Annotated in this window: 14 protein-coding genes; 5 read left to right on the forward strand and 9 right to left on the reverse strand. The window is 71.6% G+C overall.

Annotated elements, in window-relative coordinates:
- The first annotated feature begins 155 nt into the window (after window positions 1–155).
- Complete coding sequence (locus I3V78_RS05955) at window positions 156–3,275, forward strand: TonB-dependent receptor (protein WP_204485344.1); 3,120 nt, start codon at window positions 156–158, stop codon at window positions 3,273–3,275.
- Between the two features lie 18 nt (window positions 3,276–3,293).
- Window positions 3,294–3,959, forward strand: a complete 666-nt coding sequence (locus I3V78_RS05960) for a hypothetical protein (RefSeq protein ID WP_204485345.1) — start codon at window positions 3,294–3,296, stop codon at window positions 3,957–3,959.
- A gap of 1 nt (window position 3,960) precedes the next feature.
- Here the strand turns inward: I3V78_RS05960 and I3V78_RS05965 are convergent, their stop codons facing one another.
- Window positions 3,961–4,554, reverse strand: coding sequence for a hypothetical protein (locus tag I3V78_RS05965; protein ID WP_204485346.1), 594 nt, complete (start codon window positions 4,552–4,554; stop codon window positions 3,961–3,963).
- Window positions 4,555–4,725: 171 nt separating this feature from the next.
- On the opposite strand from I3V78_RS05965, the gene I3V78_RS05970 reads away from it, so the two are divergent.
- A complete protein-coding gene (locus I3V78_RS05970) occupies window positions 4,726–5,442 on the forward strand; it encodes a hypothetical protein (RefSeq protein WP_204485347.1) in 717 nt (238 codons plus the stop codon).
- A 20-nt stretch (window positions 5,443–5,462) separates the two neighbouring features.
- Here the strand turns inward: I3V78_RS05970 and I3V78_RS05975 are convergent, their stop codons facing one another.
- Window positions 5,463–6,134 carry an MBL fold metallo-hydrolase gene (locus tag I3V78_RS05975; protein WP_204485348.1) on the reverse strand — a complete coding sequence of 224 codons (672 nt, stop codon included), beginning with the start codon at window positions 6,132–6,134 and terminating at the stop codon, window positions 5,463–5,465.
- 112 nt (window positions 6,135–6,246) lie between these two features.
- On the opposite strand from I3V78_RS05975, the gene I3V78_RS05980 reads away from it, so the two are divergent.
- Entirely contained in the window at window positions 6,247–7,752 is a 1,506-nt protein-coding gene (locus I3V78_RS05980; protein ID WP_239576318.1) for a lipase maturation factor family protein, read from the forward strand.
- A 4-nt stretch (window positions 7,753–7,756) separates the two neighbouring features.
- Here I3V78_RS05980 and I3V78_RS05985 read toward each other — a convergent pair whose 3' ends face one another.
- Window positions 7,757–8,512: a 1-acyl-sn-glycerol-3-phosphate acyltransferase gene (locus I3V78_RS05985; RefSeq protein WP_204485350.1), complete on the reverse strand. Its 756-nt coding sequence runs from the start codon at window positions 8,510–8,512 to the stop codon at window positions 7,757–7,759.
- A gap of 197 nt (window positions 8,513–8,709) precedes the next feature.
- On the opposite strand from I3V78_RS05985, the gene I3V78_RS05990 reads away from it, so the two are divergent.
- Entirely contained in the window at window positions 8,710–9,546 is an 837-nt protein-coding gene (locus tag I3V78_RS05990; protein ID WP_204485351.1) for an Ig-like domain-containing protein, read from the forward strand.
- Here the strand turns inward: I3V78_RS05990 and I3V78_RS05995 are convergent.
- The 6 genes from I3V78_RS05995 to I3V78_RS39835 form a co-directional block, all read right to left on the reverse strand.
- Window positions 9,543–9,959, reverse strand: coding sequence for a helix-turn-helix domain-containing protein (locus I3V78_RS05995; protein WP_204485352.1), 417 nt, complete (start codon window positions 9,957–9,959; stop codon window positions 9,543–9,545). The genes I3V78_RS05990 and I3V78_RS05995 overlap by 4 nt on opposite strands.
- Window positions 9,960–10,006: 47 nt before the next feature.
- Complete coding sequence (gene traB, locus I3V78_RS06000; RefSeq protein ID WP_204485353.1) at window positions 10,007–11,623, reverse strand: outer membrane exchange protein TraB; 1,617 nt, start codon at window positions 11,621–11,623, stop codon at window positions 10,007–10,009.
- Window positions 11,620–13,659 carry an outer membrane exchange protein TraA gene (traA, locus tag I3V78_RS06005; protein ID WP_338023474.1) on the reverse strand — a complete coding sequence of 680 codons (2,040 nt, stop codon included), beginning with the start codon at window positions 13,657–13,659 and terminating at the stop codon, window positions 11,620–11,622. Before traA ends, traB begins: the two co-directional genes overlap by 4 nt.
- Before the next feature lie 114 nt (window positions 13,660–13,773).
- On the reverse strand, window positions 13,774–14,136 hold the full coding sequence (locus tag I3V78_RS06010; RefSeq protein WP_204485354.1) for a helix-turn-helix domain-containing protein: 363 nt from the start codon (window positions 14,134–14,136) through the stop codon (window positions 13,774–13,776).
- 259 nt (window positions 14,137–14,395) lie between these two features.
- Window positions 14,396–16,138 carry a GTPase gene (locus I3V78_RS06015; protein ID WP_204485355.1) on the reverse strand — a complete coding sequence of 581 codons (1,743 nt, stop codon included), beginning with the start codon at window positions 16,136–16,138 and terminating at the stop codon, window positions 14,396–14,398.
- Window positions 16,139–16,192: 54 nt separating this feature from the next.
- Window positions 16,193–17,467, reverse strand: coding sequence for a serine/threonine-protein kinase (locus I3V78_RS39835; protein ID WP_204485356.1), 1,275 nt, complete (start codon window positions 17,465–17,467; stop codon window positions 16,193–16,195).
- Window positions 17,468–17,469 lie beyond the last annotated feature (2 nt).

Consider the following 17,469-nt stretch of genomic DNA (forward strand, 5'->3'; position numbering starts at 1 on the left):
GGAGCCGGATTTCAGGCCCTCCCTTGTTTTTGGTCGAACGTCTCTGTTAGCAAGACGCACTGCGGCATCGGCGAGCATGGAGCGCGCGGTGCCCGGCAATTTGAGGGGCTCGTTCTTTGATCCGACATCTCGAAAGTACCCTGAGGCGCGTCCTCATGGCCGCGCTGGTGGTGGGCGTGGGCCTGGGAGTGTCCTCCGCCCTGGCGCAACAGAACACGTCTGTGTTGACCGGCACCGTGTTCAACGCCGAGACGAAGAAACCCGTTCCGGACGTGGTGGTGACCGCGACCTCGCCCAGCGTCCAGGGTGAGCAGCTCGCCGTCACCGATGCCTCGGGCCTCTACCGGATCCCGCAGCTGCCTCCCGGCACCTATACGCTGCGCTTCGAGAGCGAGGGGTTCAAACCCTTCCAGCGCACGGACGTGGCCCTGCGCCTCAACCGCACCATCCGGCTCAACGCGGAGCTGCTGCCCGAGGGCTTCAACGAGGAGATCCAGGTCGCGGGCGTGCCGCCGTCCGTGGACGTGGGCTCCACCCGCACGGGCGTGAGCGTGGACAAGGATCTCATCAACCGCCTGGCCACGGTGCGCCCCGGCTCCAAGGGCAGCGCGTCGCGCTCCTTCGAGAGCCTGGCGGACTTCGCCCCCACGGCCACCACGGATGCGTACGGCGTGTCGCTCAATGGCACGACCTCGCCGGAGAACGGCTTCCAGGTGGACGGTCTGTCCACGGGCAACCCGGCGCTCGGCACCCTCGGCACGCCGCTGTCGGTGGAGTTCATCCAGGAGGTGAACATCATCACCGGTGGCTTCCTGCCCGAGTACGGGCGCTCCACGGGCGGCGTGCTGACGGCCGTCACCAAGTCCGGCTCCAACGAGTTCCACGGCTCGGTGTTCGGCAACCTGACGCCGGGCGCCTTCGAGGGCACTCCCACGCGCGTGCTGAGCCAGGGCAGCGTCATCACCACCACCCAGCGGCTGTGGAACCTGGGGGACTTCGGCGGCACGCTCGGCGGCCCGCTCGTGAAGGACAAGCTGTGGTTCTTCGCCGGCGTGGCCCCGTCCTTCACCCGCCGCGCGCTCGACCGCAACCTCAACGCCTTCGTGCTGGGCGAGGACGGCCGGCCCGTCAAGGACGCCAACGGCTTCTCCCAGACGGAGTCCATCGACGGCACCTTCCGGCGCTACTTCGCCGACCAGCGCTCGCTGCAGTACATCGGCAAGCTCACCTGGCAGGTGCACCCCGACCACGGCCTCACCCTGTCGGTGACGGGCACGCCGTCCGCCTCGGGAGGCAACGGCCGCTTCGGCTACAACATCGACAGCGGGCTCATCGAGACGGACACCCTCAACGGCCGCTACGAGGCGCTCGCCCACCGCTACAACCAGAGCGCGCGCGACATCGCCCTCAAGCTGTCCTCCTCGTTCCTGGACAAGCGCGTGCTGCTGGACGTGAACGCGGGCTGGCACCACCAGACGGACGACACGCTGCCCGTGGACGGCAGCGCCCTGGGCAGCAGCGCGGGCCTGGCGGGCGTCGCCCAGTTCAACATGCGCCGCACCGGCACCGCCGCCGACCCGCGCTACTACTCCATCAACGACTTCGAGGTGCTGCCGGACCCGTCCGTGTGTGACCCCGCCGGCACGCGCAACGCCGTGCGCTGCCCCGTGGCGAGCTACCTGCTCGGCGGCCCCGGCTTCCTGCTGGACCGCACCGTGGACCGCTACCAGGCCAACGTCGTGGGCACCTACCTGCTCAACGCGCTCGGCCACCACGTCATCAAGGCGGGCGCCGACGTGGAGATCATGACCAACGTGGACACGCGCGCCTACTCCGGCGGCGTGCTCTACAACGAGGCGGTGGACGGCAACTCCTTCGTGGACTTCCGCTCCTTCGGCTACCTCACCGGGCCGGACCAGGCCGTCTACCAGGCGTTCGTGCCCACCTCCACCCGGGCCAACGCCGTGGGCGCCTTCCTCCAGGACAGCTGGAGCATCCTCGACCGCGTCACGCTCAACGCCGGCCTGCGCTACGACACGCAGACGGTGGTGGGCACGGGCGGCAACGTGGCGTTCGAGCTGCCCAACCAGATCTCCCCGCGCGTGGGCCTCGTCTACGACTTCACCCGCACGGGCCGCTCCAAGCTGTTCGCCAGCTACGCGCGCTACTACCAGAACTCGGTGCTGGCCATGGTCAACTCCCAGTTCTCCAACATCACCCGCCTGACGGCCACGCGCAGCCGCGCGCCCATCAACGGCGGCCCCGGGTGTGATCCGCTCACCCAGTCCGCGCCCTACACCGAGTGCCGCGACCCGGCGAACATCCCCGTGCCGGCCGGCACCAGCACGGGCATCAGCCGCCAGTACACGCAGACCTTCGCCATCAACAGCCCGGTGGATCCCTCGCTCAGGCCGCAGTCCTCCAACGAGCTCGTCCTGGGCGGCGAGTACGAGGTGCTCCCGCGCGCGACGCTGGGCGTCAACTACACCCGCCGCACGATGAACGACGTCATCGAGGACATGTCCATCAACGAGACGACCAACTACTTCATCGGCAACCCGGGCCGGGGCATCGGCGCGGCGTTCCCCAAGGCCGTGCGCGACTACGACGCGGTGGCCGTCTACCTGAACAAGGCGTTCGCGGACCTGTGGCTCGCACAGGTGAGCTACACGTACTCGTACCTGCGCGGCAACTACTCGGGCCTCTACCGCCCGGACAACAACCAGCTCGCCCCCAACGTCACCTCCGACTTCGACCTCATCGGGATGATGGAGAACAAGTCCGGCGTGCTGCCCCTGGACCGCACCCACAACATCAAGGTGTTCGGCTCGCGCGAGTTCGTCATCGACTCCAACACCAGCCTGGACCTGGGCCTGTCCTACCGGGGCAACTCCGGCACGCCGCTCAACGTGACGGGCTCGCACTACATCTACGGCAGCGGCTTCACCTTCATCCTGCCGCGCGGCAGCGGCGGGCGGCTGCCCTGGGTGCACGGCGTGGACGCGCACCTGGGCGTCAACCGCAAGCTGGGCCGGGGCCTCTTGGCCACCGTCACCCTGGACGCCTTCAACATGTTCAACTTCCAGGCCGTCACCAGTCAGGACCAGGTCTACACGCTGGACAACATCGACGCGCTCGTGGGTGGCACGCTCGCGGACCTGCCGGACGTGAAGAACCGCAACGGCCAGTCGCCCGCGCTCAACCCCAACTACCAGAAGCCCCTGTCCTACCAGCCGCCGCGCAGCATCCGCATCGGCGCGCGCGTCTCGTTCTGAGCCGGAGTCGACCACACCATGAAGACCCAACGAATCCTCACGTGGACGCTCCCCCTGGGCCTGGCGACCCTGCTGGCCGCCTGCGGCGCCGAGCAACCGCCTCCCCAGTGCACCGTGGGCCGCGGTGAGCATGCCGTGCGCTTCACGCTCAAGTCGGGCTCGGGCGTGTGCGCGCAGAAGAAGGCGGAGATCGTCGGCGCGCAGGCCTTCCGTGTCCCCGGCTCGGGCGAGCCGCCCACCCTGGCGCTCAAGCCCGCCTTCCTGCTCGCGGGCGCGGAGCCGGCGGCGTCCATCACCTCCTCGGGCGCCTTCACCACCGAGTACCCCGTGGACAACGTGTGCGAGGTGCCCTCGATGTCCGCGGCGCGGCAGACCAATGCCGGCACGACGCTGAGCTATGCGTGGAGCGGCTTGCGCATCCAGGGCCAGGCGGCCATCCCCGGCACGCAGTGGGTGGGCGAGCTGCGCTACACGGAAGGCGACTGCACGGCCACCTACGAGGCCGTGGGCGTGTTCCCCGCCATCCGGTGCGTGCGCACGGAGAACGGCGCCGAGGTGCGCGACCCGGCCATCTGCAAGCAGGCGCGCGCGGGCTCGTCGCTGGATCCCGCGTTCGCCATCGTCTGCGAGGAGAGCACGAACCTGTGCGTGCTGGACGGCCAGCCGCCCGCGCTGAAGCCCTGAGTCACTCCCGGGGGCGGTGCTCGCTCGGGGCGCCGCCCTCGCCCAGGCGACAGGTGAGGGGCAGGGACAAGCCCACCTCCTCCAGCGAGTGCGTCGTCTGCTCCACGGCGCCGGCGGGCACGCACTCCACCACGGTGAGCGGCACCCCGGCCGAGCCCAGGGCCGCCGCCGTCTCGCGCACCCGGGCGACGTAGCGGCGCAGCAGTTCGTCGCGGTGGGCCTCGGGTCGGGCCACGAGGGCCCGCGCGGCGCCGAAGCTGAATCGCGGCAGCTTGCGTGACTGGCGGCTGTCCCCCTCGGCCTCCTGGCAGGCGCGCGTCAGGGCGCCCAGGCGCGCGGCGCGCTCCCAGAAGTCATGCTCCGCGGCGAGCGGCAGCTCCAGCCAGCCCTCGAGCGTGACCAGGTGGGTGTCGCTCTCGGTGAGCGCCAGCTTCTTGGAGCCGCCGCCCCGGTCGAAGCGCAGGTCCTGCGGCCGGAAGCTCACCTCGGTGCCGCTCCGTTCCTGGACGCGCCGCCGCAACTGCTCGCACGCTTGACGCAGCGAGGCGAGCAGGGGAGCCGCCTCGTCGGCCTCGAGCGAGGCCGAAAGGGGCACGCGGAGGACATCCGGCTTCACGGTGAGTTCGGCCCGGAGCGGCGGCGACTCGCGGACGGGAGTCGCGTATTTTTCACTGTTAAAGGACATGGCGGACGGAGAGCCTATCCGGTACCACTCCAGACGGCATCGGCCCCGGGGGACCTCCGGGCCCTCGTCGGAAAGCGCGCGATGAAACGACGTCCTCTAGTCTGGTCCGCTTGTGGCGTACTGCTCTGCCTGTGGGTCTCGTGTGGCCGCTCGTCCTCCTCGGAGGCGCATGCCGGGGGCTCGCGGGGTGCCTACGCGGCCGGGGAGCCGACGCTGCCCGAGGGCATGACGGTGCGGCCAGACGTGCTGCTCGTGGCCTTCACGCTTCGCCAGGAGGCGGAGTCCCTGGAGGAGGCCCTGCCCCGGCTCAAGCAGGCGGCCGAGCACTACGGCGCGGCGGCGAAGGGGGCGAGCCCCGCGGGGGCGGTGGTGCGCATGGGCGAGCTGGAGTGGGTGGCGCGCAAGGTGGGCTACAGCGACGTGGTGGCGCACGGCGTGCTGGAGGTGGCGATGCCCGAGTCGCTGGACTACTGGGGCCGGGAGATGCTGGTGGCGGCCCTGGCGCGCGTGGCCGACGGCGAGGTGAGCCAGGCGGAGCGGGCCAACGCGGGGCTGATCGTGGCGTTCAGCCATCCCCGCGCGCGATTGAAGGACCCGGAGCACTACCGCGAAGCGCTCATCCAGCAGTGGGCGCGGCGCACCCGGACGTTCATCAGCCAGGTGCAGTCCGAGCGCGCGCCGCTGGAGCTCATCGGGTGCGAGCCTCCCGTGGAGGTGAAGCAGCAGCCCCTGTCCGTCAACGAGGTGTCGCTGTCGCTGGCGGGCGTGAGCTGCCGCCTGGGTCTGGCCCAGCCCTGAGTCGCCTCACCTGAGTCGACTCAGACGTGGTCGGACTCGAGGGCGAACTCGGTGTCCTCCACCAGGGCCCGTCGCAGGACCGACTCGGCGTCCGCGACGATGGGCGCGCCGTGGGCGAAGCAGACCACGTCGATGGGCAGCTTCTCGAGCAGTCGCCGCACGCTCGTGCGCGTCCGGGCGGGCTCGTCCTGGTACTGGCTGTCGATGAAGCGCGGCGTGCCGTGCGTGTCGTGGGTCAGCAGATCCGACACGAAGACGACGCTGCGGGGCCGCTCCAACCACAGCGTGTACATGGACATGGCGGGGCCCGGCGTGTGGTAGGCCACGAGGCCTCCGGGCAGCGTGTCCCCCGCGCCGTAGGTGATGTCCGCGTTGTCCTCCAGGCCGTAGGCGTGTTGGGGGGCCCAGACCGGTGCCCGGAAGACGCGGCGCAGCTGCCACGCCGCGCGCTGGTGGTTGCCGGCGGTGAGCACGATGGCCTCCACCGGCCCCAGCTCCTTCAGGGCCCGCTCCTCGATGGGCAGGGGATCGATCAGGGTGACGGCGCCGTCCTCGGCCACCACGGCATAGGCCTCGCTGCGCACTCCACCAATCCGATCATCCCGGACACTCCACCGGTAAAGACCTGGAATTACCTGCTCGACTCGCTCGGCTCGTTCCTTGGGTTGGCTCATGTGGGGAAAGATAGGCATCCATTCCAGGGAATCCGGGGCGGCCTGGTCGCCTGGCTACTCCCGAGGCGGGGGGACCGACCGGGCTGGCGGGGGTCGGAGCCGAGTCCAGCTTGGGGAGGGGAGGTGGCGCATGGGCTGGAAACAGACGCGGGGATTGGAGCGGTTCGTGCCTCACCGCCGGGTGCGGCAGGCGTTCCTCATGGCCCTGGGAGGCATCTACTTCATCGCCTTCACGTCGTTGGGGCGGCAGGTGCTCGGGCTGCATGGCGCGCGGGGCATCCGGCCCGTGCGGGACGTGGTGGACGCGCCCCGGTGGGCGGTGGTGGGCCGCCGACGCTGGCTGGAGGTGCCCTCGCTGTTCTGGTGGGGCGCGTCGGACCGGGCACTCCTCGGGGGCACCCGCGTGGGACAGGCCCTGGCGCTGGCGGTGATGGCGGGCGTGCTGCCCCAGCCGGCGCTGGCCGCCCTGTGGGCGCTCTACCTGTCCTATGTGTCGGTGGGGCGGGAGTTCCTCTCCTTCCAGTGGGACGCGCTGCTCTTGGAGATGGGCCTGTTGGCGGCGCTCACCGCGCCGGCCGGGTGGCGTCCGGGTCCGGGCCGCTGGGAGCCGTCCGCGTGGGAGGTGGCCGCCTGGCGGGTGCTCCTGTTCCGGCTGTACCTGGGCTCGGGGCTGTCCAAGCTCCAGTCCGGCGACCCGACGTGGCGCCAGCTCACCGCGTGCGACTTCTATTTCGAGACCGCGCCGCTGCCCACGCGGGTGGGGTGGCTCGCGCACCAGACGCCGCCCCGGCTGCGGCGCTTCTCCACGGCGAGCGTGCTCGTGCTGGAGACGCTCGTGCCGCTGCTCGTCCTCGCCCCGAGGCGCGCGCGGTTCGCGGGCTTCGGCCTCTTGTCCGCGCTGCAGGCCCTCATCTTCCTCACGGGCAACTACGGCTTCTTCAACGTGCAGTCGGCGGTGCTCGGCCTGTGGCTGCTGGATGACGAGGCGCTGCGCCGGGTGTGGCCCGCCACGCCCCGGGCCCGTCCCCGTCCGGTGTGGCGCACCGTGGGCGGCGCCGTCGCGGTGGCGCCCCTGCTGGCCCTGGGCGCGAACGAGCTGTTGGCCCGGCTGCCGCGTCCGCCCACGCCACCGCGCTGGTTGGACGTGGTGGACACCTGGACGCGGCCGCTGCGCGCGGTGAACAGCTATGGCCTGTTCGCGGTGATGACGGTGCGGCGGCCGGAGATCACCCTGGAGGGCTCCCTCGACGGCCACACGTGGCACCCCTACACCTTCCGCTACAAGGTGGACGCCGTGGACGAGGCGCCTGCCCGGGTGGCGCCCTATCAGCCCCGGCTGGACTGGCAGATGTGGTTCGCGGCCCTGGGCTCGCCGCCGGGGTGGTTGCTGGCGCTCGTGGTGCGGCTGCTCGAGGGCTCGCCCGAGGTGGAGGCCCTCTTCGCCCAGACGCCCTTCGGCCCTCGCCCGCCCCGCTACGTGCGCGGCGTGCTGCACGAGTACCGGATGACGGACCGGGAGACGCGCCGGCGCACCGGGGCCTGGTGGACGCGCGAGCGGGTGGGGCTCTACCTGCCGCCCATGGAGCTGGCCCCGCCGGGAGGGGAGCGTCGGCTCCGGCGGTACGTCCAGGCGTGAGGCGTCAGCGCGGGGCCGCGGGGGGCTCGGTCGGCACGGGCGGCCGGGGCGGAGCGGGGGGCGCCCCCTCGCCGTAGACCCCTCGATACGCCGGCGGCAGCAGCTCGGCCACCCGCCGCATCATCGCGTCGGCGAGCGCCTGCCGGGGATCCTCGGCGTGGGGGGCGTCCACGGCCAACTCCTCCACGCGGAAGGGAGGGCCGAAGCGCAGGGTGATGTGGGCGCGGCGCACCTGCTCGCGGCCCATGTCCTGGTCGTCGATGGGCATGAAGTGCTCGGTGCCGGTGAGGGCCACCGGGACGAGGGGCACCCGGGCCCGCCGGGCGATGAGCGCGGCGCCCTGCTTGGCGGGCAGCAACCCCCCCGTGCGGCTGCGGCCCCCTTCCGGGAAGATGAGGACCGAGTGCCCCGCCTTGAGCGTCTCGACCGAGCGCTTGAGGGACTCGATGTCCGCCGAGTTGGGCCGGATGAAGATGGTGTGCACCACCTCGGTGGCCAGCCGGGTCATCACCGTGTCGCGCAGCTTGATGCCCGCGAGGAAGTACACCCGCCGGGGCCGCAGCGCCCGGTCGAGCGTGAAGCCATCCGCGTTGGACAGGTGGTTGCAGACGAAGAGGCAGGGGCCGTCCGGCACGTGCTCCCGTCCGATGACGTCCACGGTGGTGCGGCGCGACCAGACGGCGTCCATCAGCCGCCGGACCGCGGCGCGGCGCGGCCGTGTGGGGAGCAGGGACAGAAGAGTGAAGACATGGTGGATCACGGCGCTGGCCTCGTGGCACGAGCACCCCGGGGGGAGCTCCCGCGAGGAGAAACCGCGCGCGGGCGCGGAGGCATTCCGAAGCCGACGAGGGCTTGCCAGGAGGGTTTTGGGGACGTATCGAAATACATCCCGCCCTCGCGCCGTTCGTGTGGAGGCCCCTGCTGCCCGCCCGCCCCCCCTCCGTCGAGCCTCGTCTGATGCCTGTCCGTCTTCCGCTCCTGTTGTCCCTGCTCCTGCTCGGGGCCTGCCATGCCACGCCCGAGGCCCTCTCGTTGACCATGCCCAGCACCCAGCCCCTGCATGCCTCGGGGCAGACGGTGGTGGTGCAGGCCATCGTGTTCGACGCCCAGGGCGAGCGCATCGAGGAGCCCAAGCTGCGGTGGATCAGCTCGTCGCCGGAGGTGGCCTGGGTGGAGGACGGCGTGGTGACGGCGCGCCGCTCGGGCCGGACCACCATCGCCGTGGCGGCGGGCAAGGCCCGGGGCCAGGTGGAGGTCCAGGTGTCCATCCCCAGCCTGGTGGACATCCGGGTGGACAGCCCGGACTTCCTCCTGGCGGGCAACTCCGTCGCCATCTCCGCGGTGGTGCGCAACGAGCTGGGCAAGCCCCTGCTGGACGTGCCCCCCACGTGGTCCTCGGCGGACGAGGACGTGGCGCGGGTGGAGAACGGCCGGTTGATGGGCGTGGCGCCGGGGAAGACGACCATCACCGTGACGGTGCCGCCGCTGAGCCGGAACCTGTCGGTGCAGGTGGTGCGCTCGGACTTCGCGCGCATGGAGGTGGACCCCACGCACCTGGTGTTCGGCAAGGTGGGGCAGAAGCAGCAGCTTCGGGCGCGCACCTTCAACAACCGCAGCGTGGCGGTCACCGACGTGCCCGTCACCTGGTTCAGCTCGGACTGGTCCGTGGCGACGGTGTCCCCCACGGGGCAGGTGACGGCGGTGGGGCCCGGACGCACGGTGGTGACGGCCACCGCGGGCCGGCGCAAGGCGGCCGCCGAGGTCGTCTTCGACGTGAAGCAGGCCAGCCGCTAGCGCGCGCCGCCCCGGCGGGACAGGGGCCTCAGGCGGCCCTTCTGGGGAAGCATCGCGGCGAGCTGGATCAGCACCCGGATCGAGCGGGGTGACAGCTTGCGCGCGCGATCGAGCATGCGGCCCAGGTGCCGGGACTCCGGGGCCTGGAGCCCCGCCGTCGGGGGCCGGGCCGGGGCGCCCGCGTGCACGGTGCCGAGCATCCGGTCCGCGGACAGGTCGAGCGTCACGCACAGCTTGCGCAGGGTGAAGATGCTCGGGGACACGGTGCCGCGCTCCAGGCGGCCGTACACCTCGGTGGCCATGTCGAGCCGGGCGGCCACGTCCTCCTGGGTGAGGCCCAGCCGCAACCGGGACTCCCGGGCGGCGGTTCCAATGGCGTGTCGCAAGGACTGGGTGAGCGCGTCCGAAGGCATGGTGGCGGGCACGAGCGGTGGAGGGCGGAGGAGGCGACGCCGCCCCGTCACGGCGTGAAGGGCGGGGACGCCTTGCCCCCCTTGCCGCGGGAAGGCGGGGAGGGGCTCGCGGCGGCGGGATCCGGGGGGCACGGCGGCGGCCGGCCCTGCACGGGCGGCAGCAGGGTGAACTCCACCCGGCGGTTGAGCGCCCAGTTCGCCTCGGAGTCGTTGGCGGCCAGGGGCCGGCTGCGGCCGAAGCCCGCCGAGCACAACCGCTCCACGGCGATGCCGCTGTCGAGCAGGAAGTTCATCACGCTCGCGGCGCGGCGGCGCGACAGGTCGTAGTTGTAGGCGTCGTTGGCGCGCGCGTCGGTGTGGGCCTCGACGAGCACGCGCTGGATCTCCTCGTGCCGGAGCATCTCCTCGGCCACCTCCTCGAGGATGGGGAAGGACTCGGGGAGGATGACGTCCTGGTCCGTGGCGAAGTGGACCTGGTCGAGCACGATGATCTTGTTGCCTTCCACGCGCGCGAGCGGGCAGCCATTGCGGCCCCGGGGCCCGGCGGCGACGGCCGGACAGGGATCGAGCCGGTCCACCACGCCATCGCCATCCAGGTCCGTGTCGGGACAGCCGCCGTTCTCCACGGTGCCGGCCACGGTCGGGCAGCGGTCGGCCTCGCCGATGACGGAGTCACCATCGGGGTCCACGTTGGGCGGGGGCGGCGGGGGCGGCTCGGGCGGATCCTTGAAGCGCTCGATGGCCTCCCACTCGCGCGTCTTGGCGGGCACCCAGATGAGCGAGGTGAAGAAGCGCAGGGTGGGCGAGGTGAGCGAGCAGCCACAGCCCGCGCCGCCGCCCACGGTGAGGGTGATGCCCAGGGAGCTGTACCAGCGCAGGCCCACGAGCACCTCGGAGGGCAGCTGCTTGAGCTGGGTGGGGAGGTTGTTGAGCAGGGTGCTGCCGGTGAACATGCCCACGGCGGTGATGCCGGCGCCGCGCAAGAGCGGCACCTCGGCCCCGGCGCCGAAGGTGGCGGAGCTGCCCCACTGCACGCCGGCGAACTGGGCCTCGGGGCGCAGCCACAGGCCCGCGTTGAGCGCCACGAGGATGCCCGACTCGAAGCGGTAGTCGGTCATGAGCGTGGGGTTCCACGTGACCGAGCCGTCGCTGGCGAAGGCGTCCTTGAGTCCGGTGGGAAGGCTCATGCCGAGGCCGAGCGCGGCGCCGAAGCCCGTCTCGTCCGCGGTGCGGCGCAGGCCGGGAATGGCCCCCTTGACCATGAGCCGCAGGTCCGCCGGGGTGAAGGAGCGGATGAAACCCTCGGTGCCGATGGCCTCCAGGTTGTCCGAGTTCTGCAGGAGCACGAGCGGCATGTCGATGCCGAACTCCAGCCAGTCGAACAGGCCCACCGAGGCCATGACATCCAACTGGAGGCGGTTGTTCACCACGCCGAGCGCCTTGGCGTCCGTGCCCGAGACGACGAGCACCAGCGGATTGAGCGAGAAGTTGAGGTAGGCGCCGCCGGAGATGGACAGGTGCGAGAGGGGCCGGGACTGACCGACACCGACCAGATCCTGGGGCGCGCCAAGGGGGCGGAAGGCCTGGACGTCGAAGCCGGTGTCCTGGGCCGGGGCTCCGGTGGCCACGAGCAGCCCGAGCAGGAGGACCGCGAGACGGCTCATGCCTCGCCTCGGGGGCGCCGGGCGAGGAGCACGGCGAGCAGCAGCAGGCCGAGCGCCAGGGGCGCGCCCTGGGTGGTGACGCCGCAGCACGGCGGGCCCCCGGCGGCCTCGGTGCCGGGCTTGCGGCGGCCGGGCTCGCACTGCTGGGTGAGCGCCGAGCAGTACTCCGTGCCGAGGCAGTCGTTGCTGTCGTTGCACGACGTGGTGCAGACGTTGAGCGCGGTGTCGCAGGTGCCGCCGCAGGGGCAGTGGGCATCGGCGAAGCACTGCACGCACGCCTCGCCGAGGCACACGCTGCCCTCGCCACACGTCACGGTGCAGGTGGTGGCCGAGCAGGTATGGGTGGCGGTATCGCAGGTGCCGCCCGGACCACAGTCGGCGTTCTCCCGGCAGCCCACGCAGGAGCTGCCCGTGGTGGTGCCGTCGGTGAGGCAGAAGGGCTTGTCGGCGTCACAGGCGCCGCAGCGCGCGCCGCAGCGCTTGTCCGTGGTGCAGGAGGCGCACTCGCCACTGAGGCAGAACTTGCCGTCCCCGCACTCGAGGTCCGAGCGGCAGGAGACGCACACCTGCCCATCGAGGCAGTAGGGGCGGTCGGTGGGGCACTTGGCGCACTGCTCGCCGCAGCGCTCGGAGGTGTTGCAGGCGGCGATGCTGGTCACGCACCGGCCGTTGGCCACGTCGCAGCGCTTGCCGTCGGCGCAGTCGTTGTCGTTGCTGCACTCCACGCAGGTGGGCGAGGCGCCCGGCGTGGGCGAGGCGCACTTGAGTCCACCGGGGCAGCAGTTGCAGGAGGTGCCCGCGCAGCTGTCCTGGGCGGAGCAGGCCTGGCAGGTGTTGTCGACGCACGTCTGACCGCGCCCGCAGTGGTCGTTGGTGACGCAGTCGCGGCACTCGTGCGCCTCGGTGTCGCAGTGCTGGCCATTGGAGCACTGCGCGTCGGTGTTGCAGCCCCGGCACTGGTTGGTCTCCGGGTCGCAGCGGCCGTTCTTGCAGTCCGAGTCCTTGGTGCACTCGGCGCAGGTGAAGGTGCCGTTGCGGTTGACGCACGCGGGCGTGGATTGGCCACAGGGCGAGCAACTGGGACCGCAGAAGACGGCCGAGTCACACGGCGCGCACAGCGCCGCGCCATTGCAGTAGTAGCTCGGGCCGCAGCTGCTGTTGCTAGGTTTGTTGGCCGCCTCCCGGTTGCATTGCTGGCACTGGTTCAGGTCCGGGTAGGACGGGCGTCCGCTCTCCGTCTGGTAGAGCGAGGTGGGGGCGACGAGCGAGAAACCCGCTTCCTTGAGCCGGACGATGGGCGAGGTGTTCGCCCCTCGTTGGAAGTCGGAGAAATCGCCGACGAACACGGACATCTCGAGCGCGGCGTTCTCAGTCAACGACACGTAGAGCAACTCGACGCCGTAGAGACCGGACTTCAGGAAGGTGACGCTGTTGGTGATGCGCCACGTGGCCTCGCCCAGCTTCGGAGGTCGATTGATGACGGCGTAGGGGACTGCCAGCCGGTCGTAGAGCGTGAGCGCGACGGCGTCATCCGCGTAGATGCCGAAGTGGATTGGGCGCCCCACCATGGCCGGGGTGACGTTCAGGTAACCGCGCAGACGAGAACCGAAGTTGTTGCCATTCAGCGCGAAACCGCAGCCGCCCTCCGGACATCCTGGCACGGCGTTCGCGAAATCGCCGTAGCTCGTCCGGGTGGTGTCGATGTTGTTGTTCGACAAATCCAGCAGCGTGCGGAGCACCGCGGTGGTGCGCACGTTCGGATTGGACGCGTTGGGGACCGCGTCCAGGAAGTCGTTGAGGTTGCCGATGAAGCTGGTGCGCCTCTGCGAGAAGTCCGTGGAGATGCGCGTCGAGAAGCGCGACGTCGAGCACAGACCGGTTCCGGGCTGGTCGGGTGACGCGGCGACCGGATCTCCAGTGACGACCACGGGGTCGAGGGGAATGTCCTCGGGCTCCTGGGCGTGTACCGCCGGGGCGAGGGCCACCAGCGCCATCGCCACCAGGGGGGCCAATCTTCGGAAGAGGATCTCGGACACGGGGGCGCAGGATTCCCCGGCCAACCTCTGTGGTCAAGTAACGGCCGGGGTCACTGATGGGGGGCGGTACGGAAGCTTACCCTGCGTGCGGTCCGGTCTCCACTCGTCGACGCTCTACTCCTTCTTCAAGGCCACCGCGAGCCGACCCAGCAGCTTGATTTGCCCGGAATCCAGCTGTCGCAGCACCCGCAGGACCGCGCGCACCTCGGGCTTCTCGCCCTGTTCGTTCGGCGGCTCGGTCAACTTGAGCGCGCCATCCGGACCCGCCAGGCCCAACAACTCGTCCGCGGAGATGCGCAGCGCCCGGCACAACCGCAGCAGTGTCGGAACGCTCGGCACCATGCCGCCACGCTCGATGCGGCCGTAGACCTCGGTCACCAGGTCCACCATCTCGGCTACATCCGCCTGGGTGAGCTGCGCACGCAGACGGGCCGACCGCGCGGCTTCTCCAATCGTCTTCGCCAGTTTCTTGTCCATACCTGAACCCACCCTACAGTGTAGGCACGGCGGAATACGACGCATCAGGTTGTTGGAACAGGACTGCAAAGGTCATTTCCTCGACCCTATTTCCGAAGTCAGTCCCCGCGTGCTCACTCCACCTCCGGAGCCCGTTCCCTCCCCGCCTCCCCCTCGCCACCGCGCGGAACAACCCATGTGCGAAGCACTCCCACCCGCCTCGTGGTCCGCGTGTCGCGGCGAAACACAGAATGCCCGACCGGTCTGACACGGCGGGAATTCAGGAGGCGATCCGCGAGGTCGTCTCGGCGAGGATTCGCGAGGTGCGCTCGCCCTGTTCGACCTGGGCGTCGAGCCGGGTCAGCAGGGGCGTGAAGAAGCGGGACTCGAGGGCGCGGGCGAGGGTGGCCCCGTGCGAGTCGGCCCAGCGGTTGATGACGCGCTCGCGCACGTCCGCGCCCAGCAGGTCCACGAAGCGCTCGAGCAGCGGCGTGGACAGGAGCGTGCCCGCCCAGATGACGGCGTCCTGGCCCAGGCCGCCCGTCACCACCGTCACCACGGCGGCGGCGCCCGCGGGCACCGAGTACACGAGCGTGGCGAGCGACTGCAGCAGCTCCTCGCGGGGGCCTCCCGTGAGCTCGGTGCCGACGAGCTCCCGGCAGAACTGGTAGAGCGCCTCCCGGTCCCCCGCCTGCGCCTGGAGCGTCTCGAAGCCCAGGGGCTCCTCCAGGCGCTCCAGGGTGGCCGGTCCCAGCACCTCGCGCAGCACCTCTCGCGTGGGGGCATCGCCCGTCCACGTGGCCACCTCCGGGGCGAGCCCCTCCACCAGCCGCCGCACGCCATCGCGCAGCGTGGCCTCGGTGGATTGCTCCACGGGCGGCACGGTGGGCTCGGGGCCGGTGAAGGCGCGGTGCACCTGGCGCGACACGAAGGTGAGGGCCGTGGCGAGCCCCCGGAAGGGCAGGCGCACGTAGCGGTGGAAGGTGCTGCGCGCGTCCAGCTCGTCCCGGAAGGCCTCCACCATCACGTCCGCGGGAATGGCCCGGAGCGCGGCGGCGCGGCCCGCCGCGTGCAGCTCGTGGCGCAGCCGACCGCGGAGCCGCTCGGGCTCCTGGGTGAGGGCGAGGGTGGCGCGCGTGAGTTGCTCCAGTTCCGCGCGCGCGTCGCGCAGCGAGGCCTGGAGGGCCCGGGCCTGGAGGGCGCGCGTGTGCACGGGGTCACCGAGCAGCGACGACAGCGGAGGGCCCTCGTCGAGCGGGTGCGTGGCCAGCGGCTTCTCCCCGGCCTCCACCTCGGGCTGGTGCGGCGCGAGGTAGCGTGCGAGGGGCGGATGGCCCACGTCCTGGGCCAGCTTCTCCAGGTGGCCCCGCGCGGTCTCCTCGCGCGAGGCCTCGTTGTAGACGAGCAGGTAGGGGTGGCCATGGCCCACCGCCTTGCGCAGGAAGTCCACCAGGGCGGCGTTCTGGTACGTCTGCCGGCTCACCACGAAGACGAGCACGTCCACGGTGACGAGCAGCGCCTCGGCGCGCTCCCGGTTGTCCCGGTAGACGCTGTCGAAGTCCGGCGTGTCCATGACCACGAGGCCTCGCGGCACGGCCTCGGCGAGCACGAGGTAGAGCCGGCCCGCGGGCCCCGCCTGGTCCACCGGGGCGCTGTCTCCCGGGGCCACGAGGACGATGTCGTAGCGCCGGGTGAGCACCTCGCGCAGCGAGCCCGCCCACGTCTCCGGATGCGCGGCGGCGAGGCACTGCTTGGTGAGGCCTCCCTCGGGACGCGCGGGCGAGAGCGTGGCGCCCACCAGGGTGTTGAAGAGCGTGGACTTGCCCACGTTGTTCGGCCCGGCGATGGCCACGAGCAACAGCGGGGTGTCCCCTCCCCCGAGCCGGGGCAGCAGGTCGCGCCGCAGCCGCTCCTGGACACGGCGCGCCACCTCGGCGTCGTCACCGTGGACGAGGGGCTCCAGGGTCGGCAGGACACCGAGTGCGGCTTCGAGCGCGGGGCGCAGGGGCGTGAGGTCGTTCATCCGGAGCGCCGGAGGACACCACGGCCCGGGCGGGATGCCTACGGAAAGCGGGCCTCAGCGGCGCGCGCGCAGGGCCCGGCCCACCTTGCGCGCCAGGTCCGTGGGATCCAGGGGGAGGGGGACGTAGTCGTACACGCCGCTGGCGATGGCCCGCGACACCACCGAGAAGTCATCCCCTCCGCCACACAGCAGGATGGGCGGCGCCTGGGGCCTGCTCGCCAGGGCGCTCGCCAGGGCCAGGGCTTCCTCCAGGGCGTGGGTGCCCCGGGGCACCACCACCAGCGCGCCCAGGCCCTCCAGCGAGTCCTCCGCGCGTCGCAAGACGACCGGATAGCCGGCCACCGCCAGCGCGGTGCCGACGCCGTGCGTGGGCCCGGCCCCCTCCGGTTCGATGACGCCCACGGGCCGGGCCGCCTTCACGGGGACGACGGGGGGCGCGCTCGTGGCGGGAGGGGTCGAGGGCACGGGAGGCCGGAGGGCCTCGCGCAGCCGGGCGGCCAGCTCCCGCGCGCTCGCGGGCCGCTGGGTCTTCGCCTTGGCGAGGCTCGCGAGCACCAGGGACTCCACCGCCTCGGGGATGTTCCGCTCGGGCACGAGCTGACGCACGGGCGTGGGGGGCCGGTAGAGGTGGCCGCTCATCACCTCCGCGTCGGCGCCATCGCCGAAGGGGGGCCGGCCCACGAGCAGCTCGTGCAGCAGGCAGCCCACGGCGTACAGGTCCGCGCGGGCGTCCACGGACTCGCCGCGGCAGCTCTCGGGGGACATGTACGCGGGCGTGCCCAGCACCTCGCCCTTCTCCGTGAGCCGGGTGGACTTGTCCTCGTGCACGAGCGCGGCGAGCCCGAAGTCGAGCACCTTCACCCGGGGCGCGGACACCTCGCCCACCATCATCACGTTGGAGGGCTTGAGGTCCCGGTGCACGAGCCCCACGCCGTGCGCGGCGTCCAACACCTCCAGCACCCGCGCGGCCAGCTCCACGGCGGTCGTCACCTCGAGCAGGCCGTAGGAGTCCAGCAGCTCGTCGAGGGGAAAGCCCTCCACGCGCTCCATGGCGAGGTAGAGGTCGTCTCCCTCCTGCCCATGGTCGAAGACCTGGACGGCGCCCGGGTGCTTGAGCCGGGCCATGAGCTGGCCCTCGCGCTGGAAGCGGGCCGTGGCGCCCGGGGTCTGGGCCACGTGCGGGTGGAGGATCTTCAGCGCCACGACGCGGCCGAGCCCCAGCTGCTCGGCCTCGTACACCGTGCCCATGCCGCCACTGCCGAGCATTCCCGTCACCTGGTAGCGCCCGGCGACGACCTTGCCCACCCACGGGTCCTGCTTGCGCGCCATCC

Origin of the sequence: Archangium primigenium, from assembly GCF_016904885.1 — a bacterium.
Lineage (GTDB): Bacteria > Myxococcota > Myxococcia > Myxococcales > Myxococcaceae > Cystobacter > Cystobacter primigenius.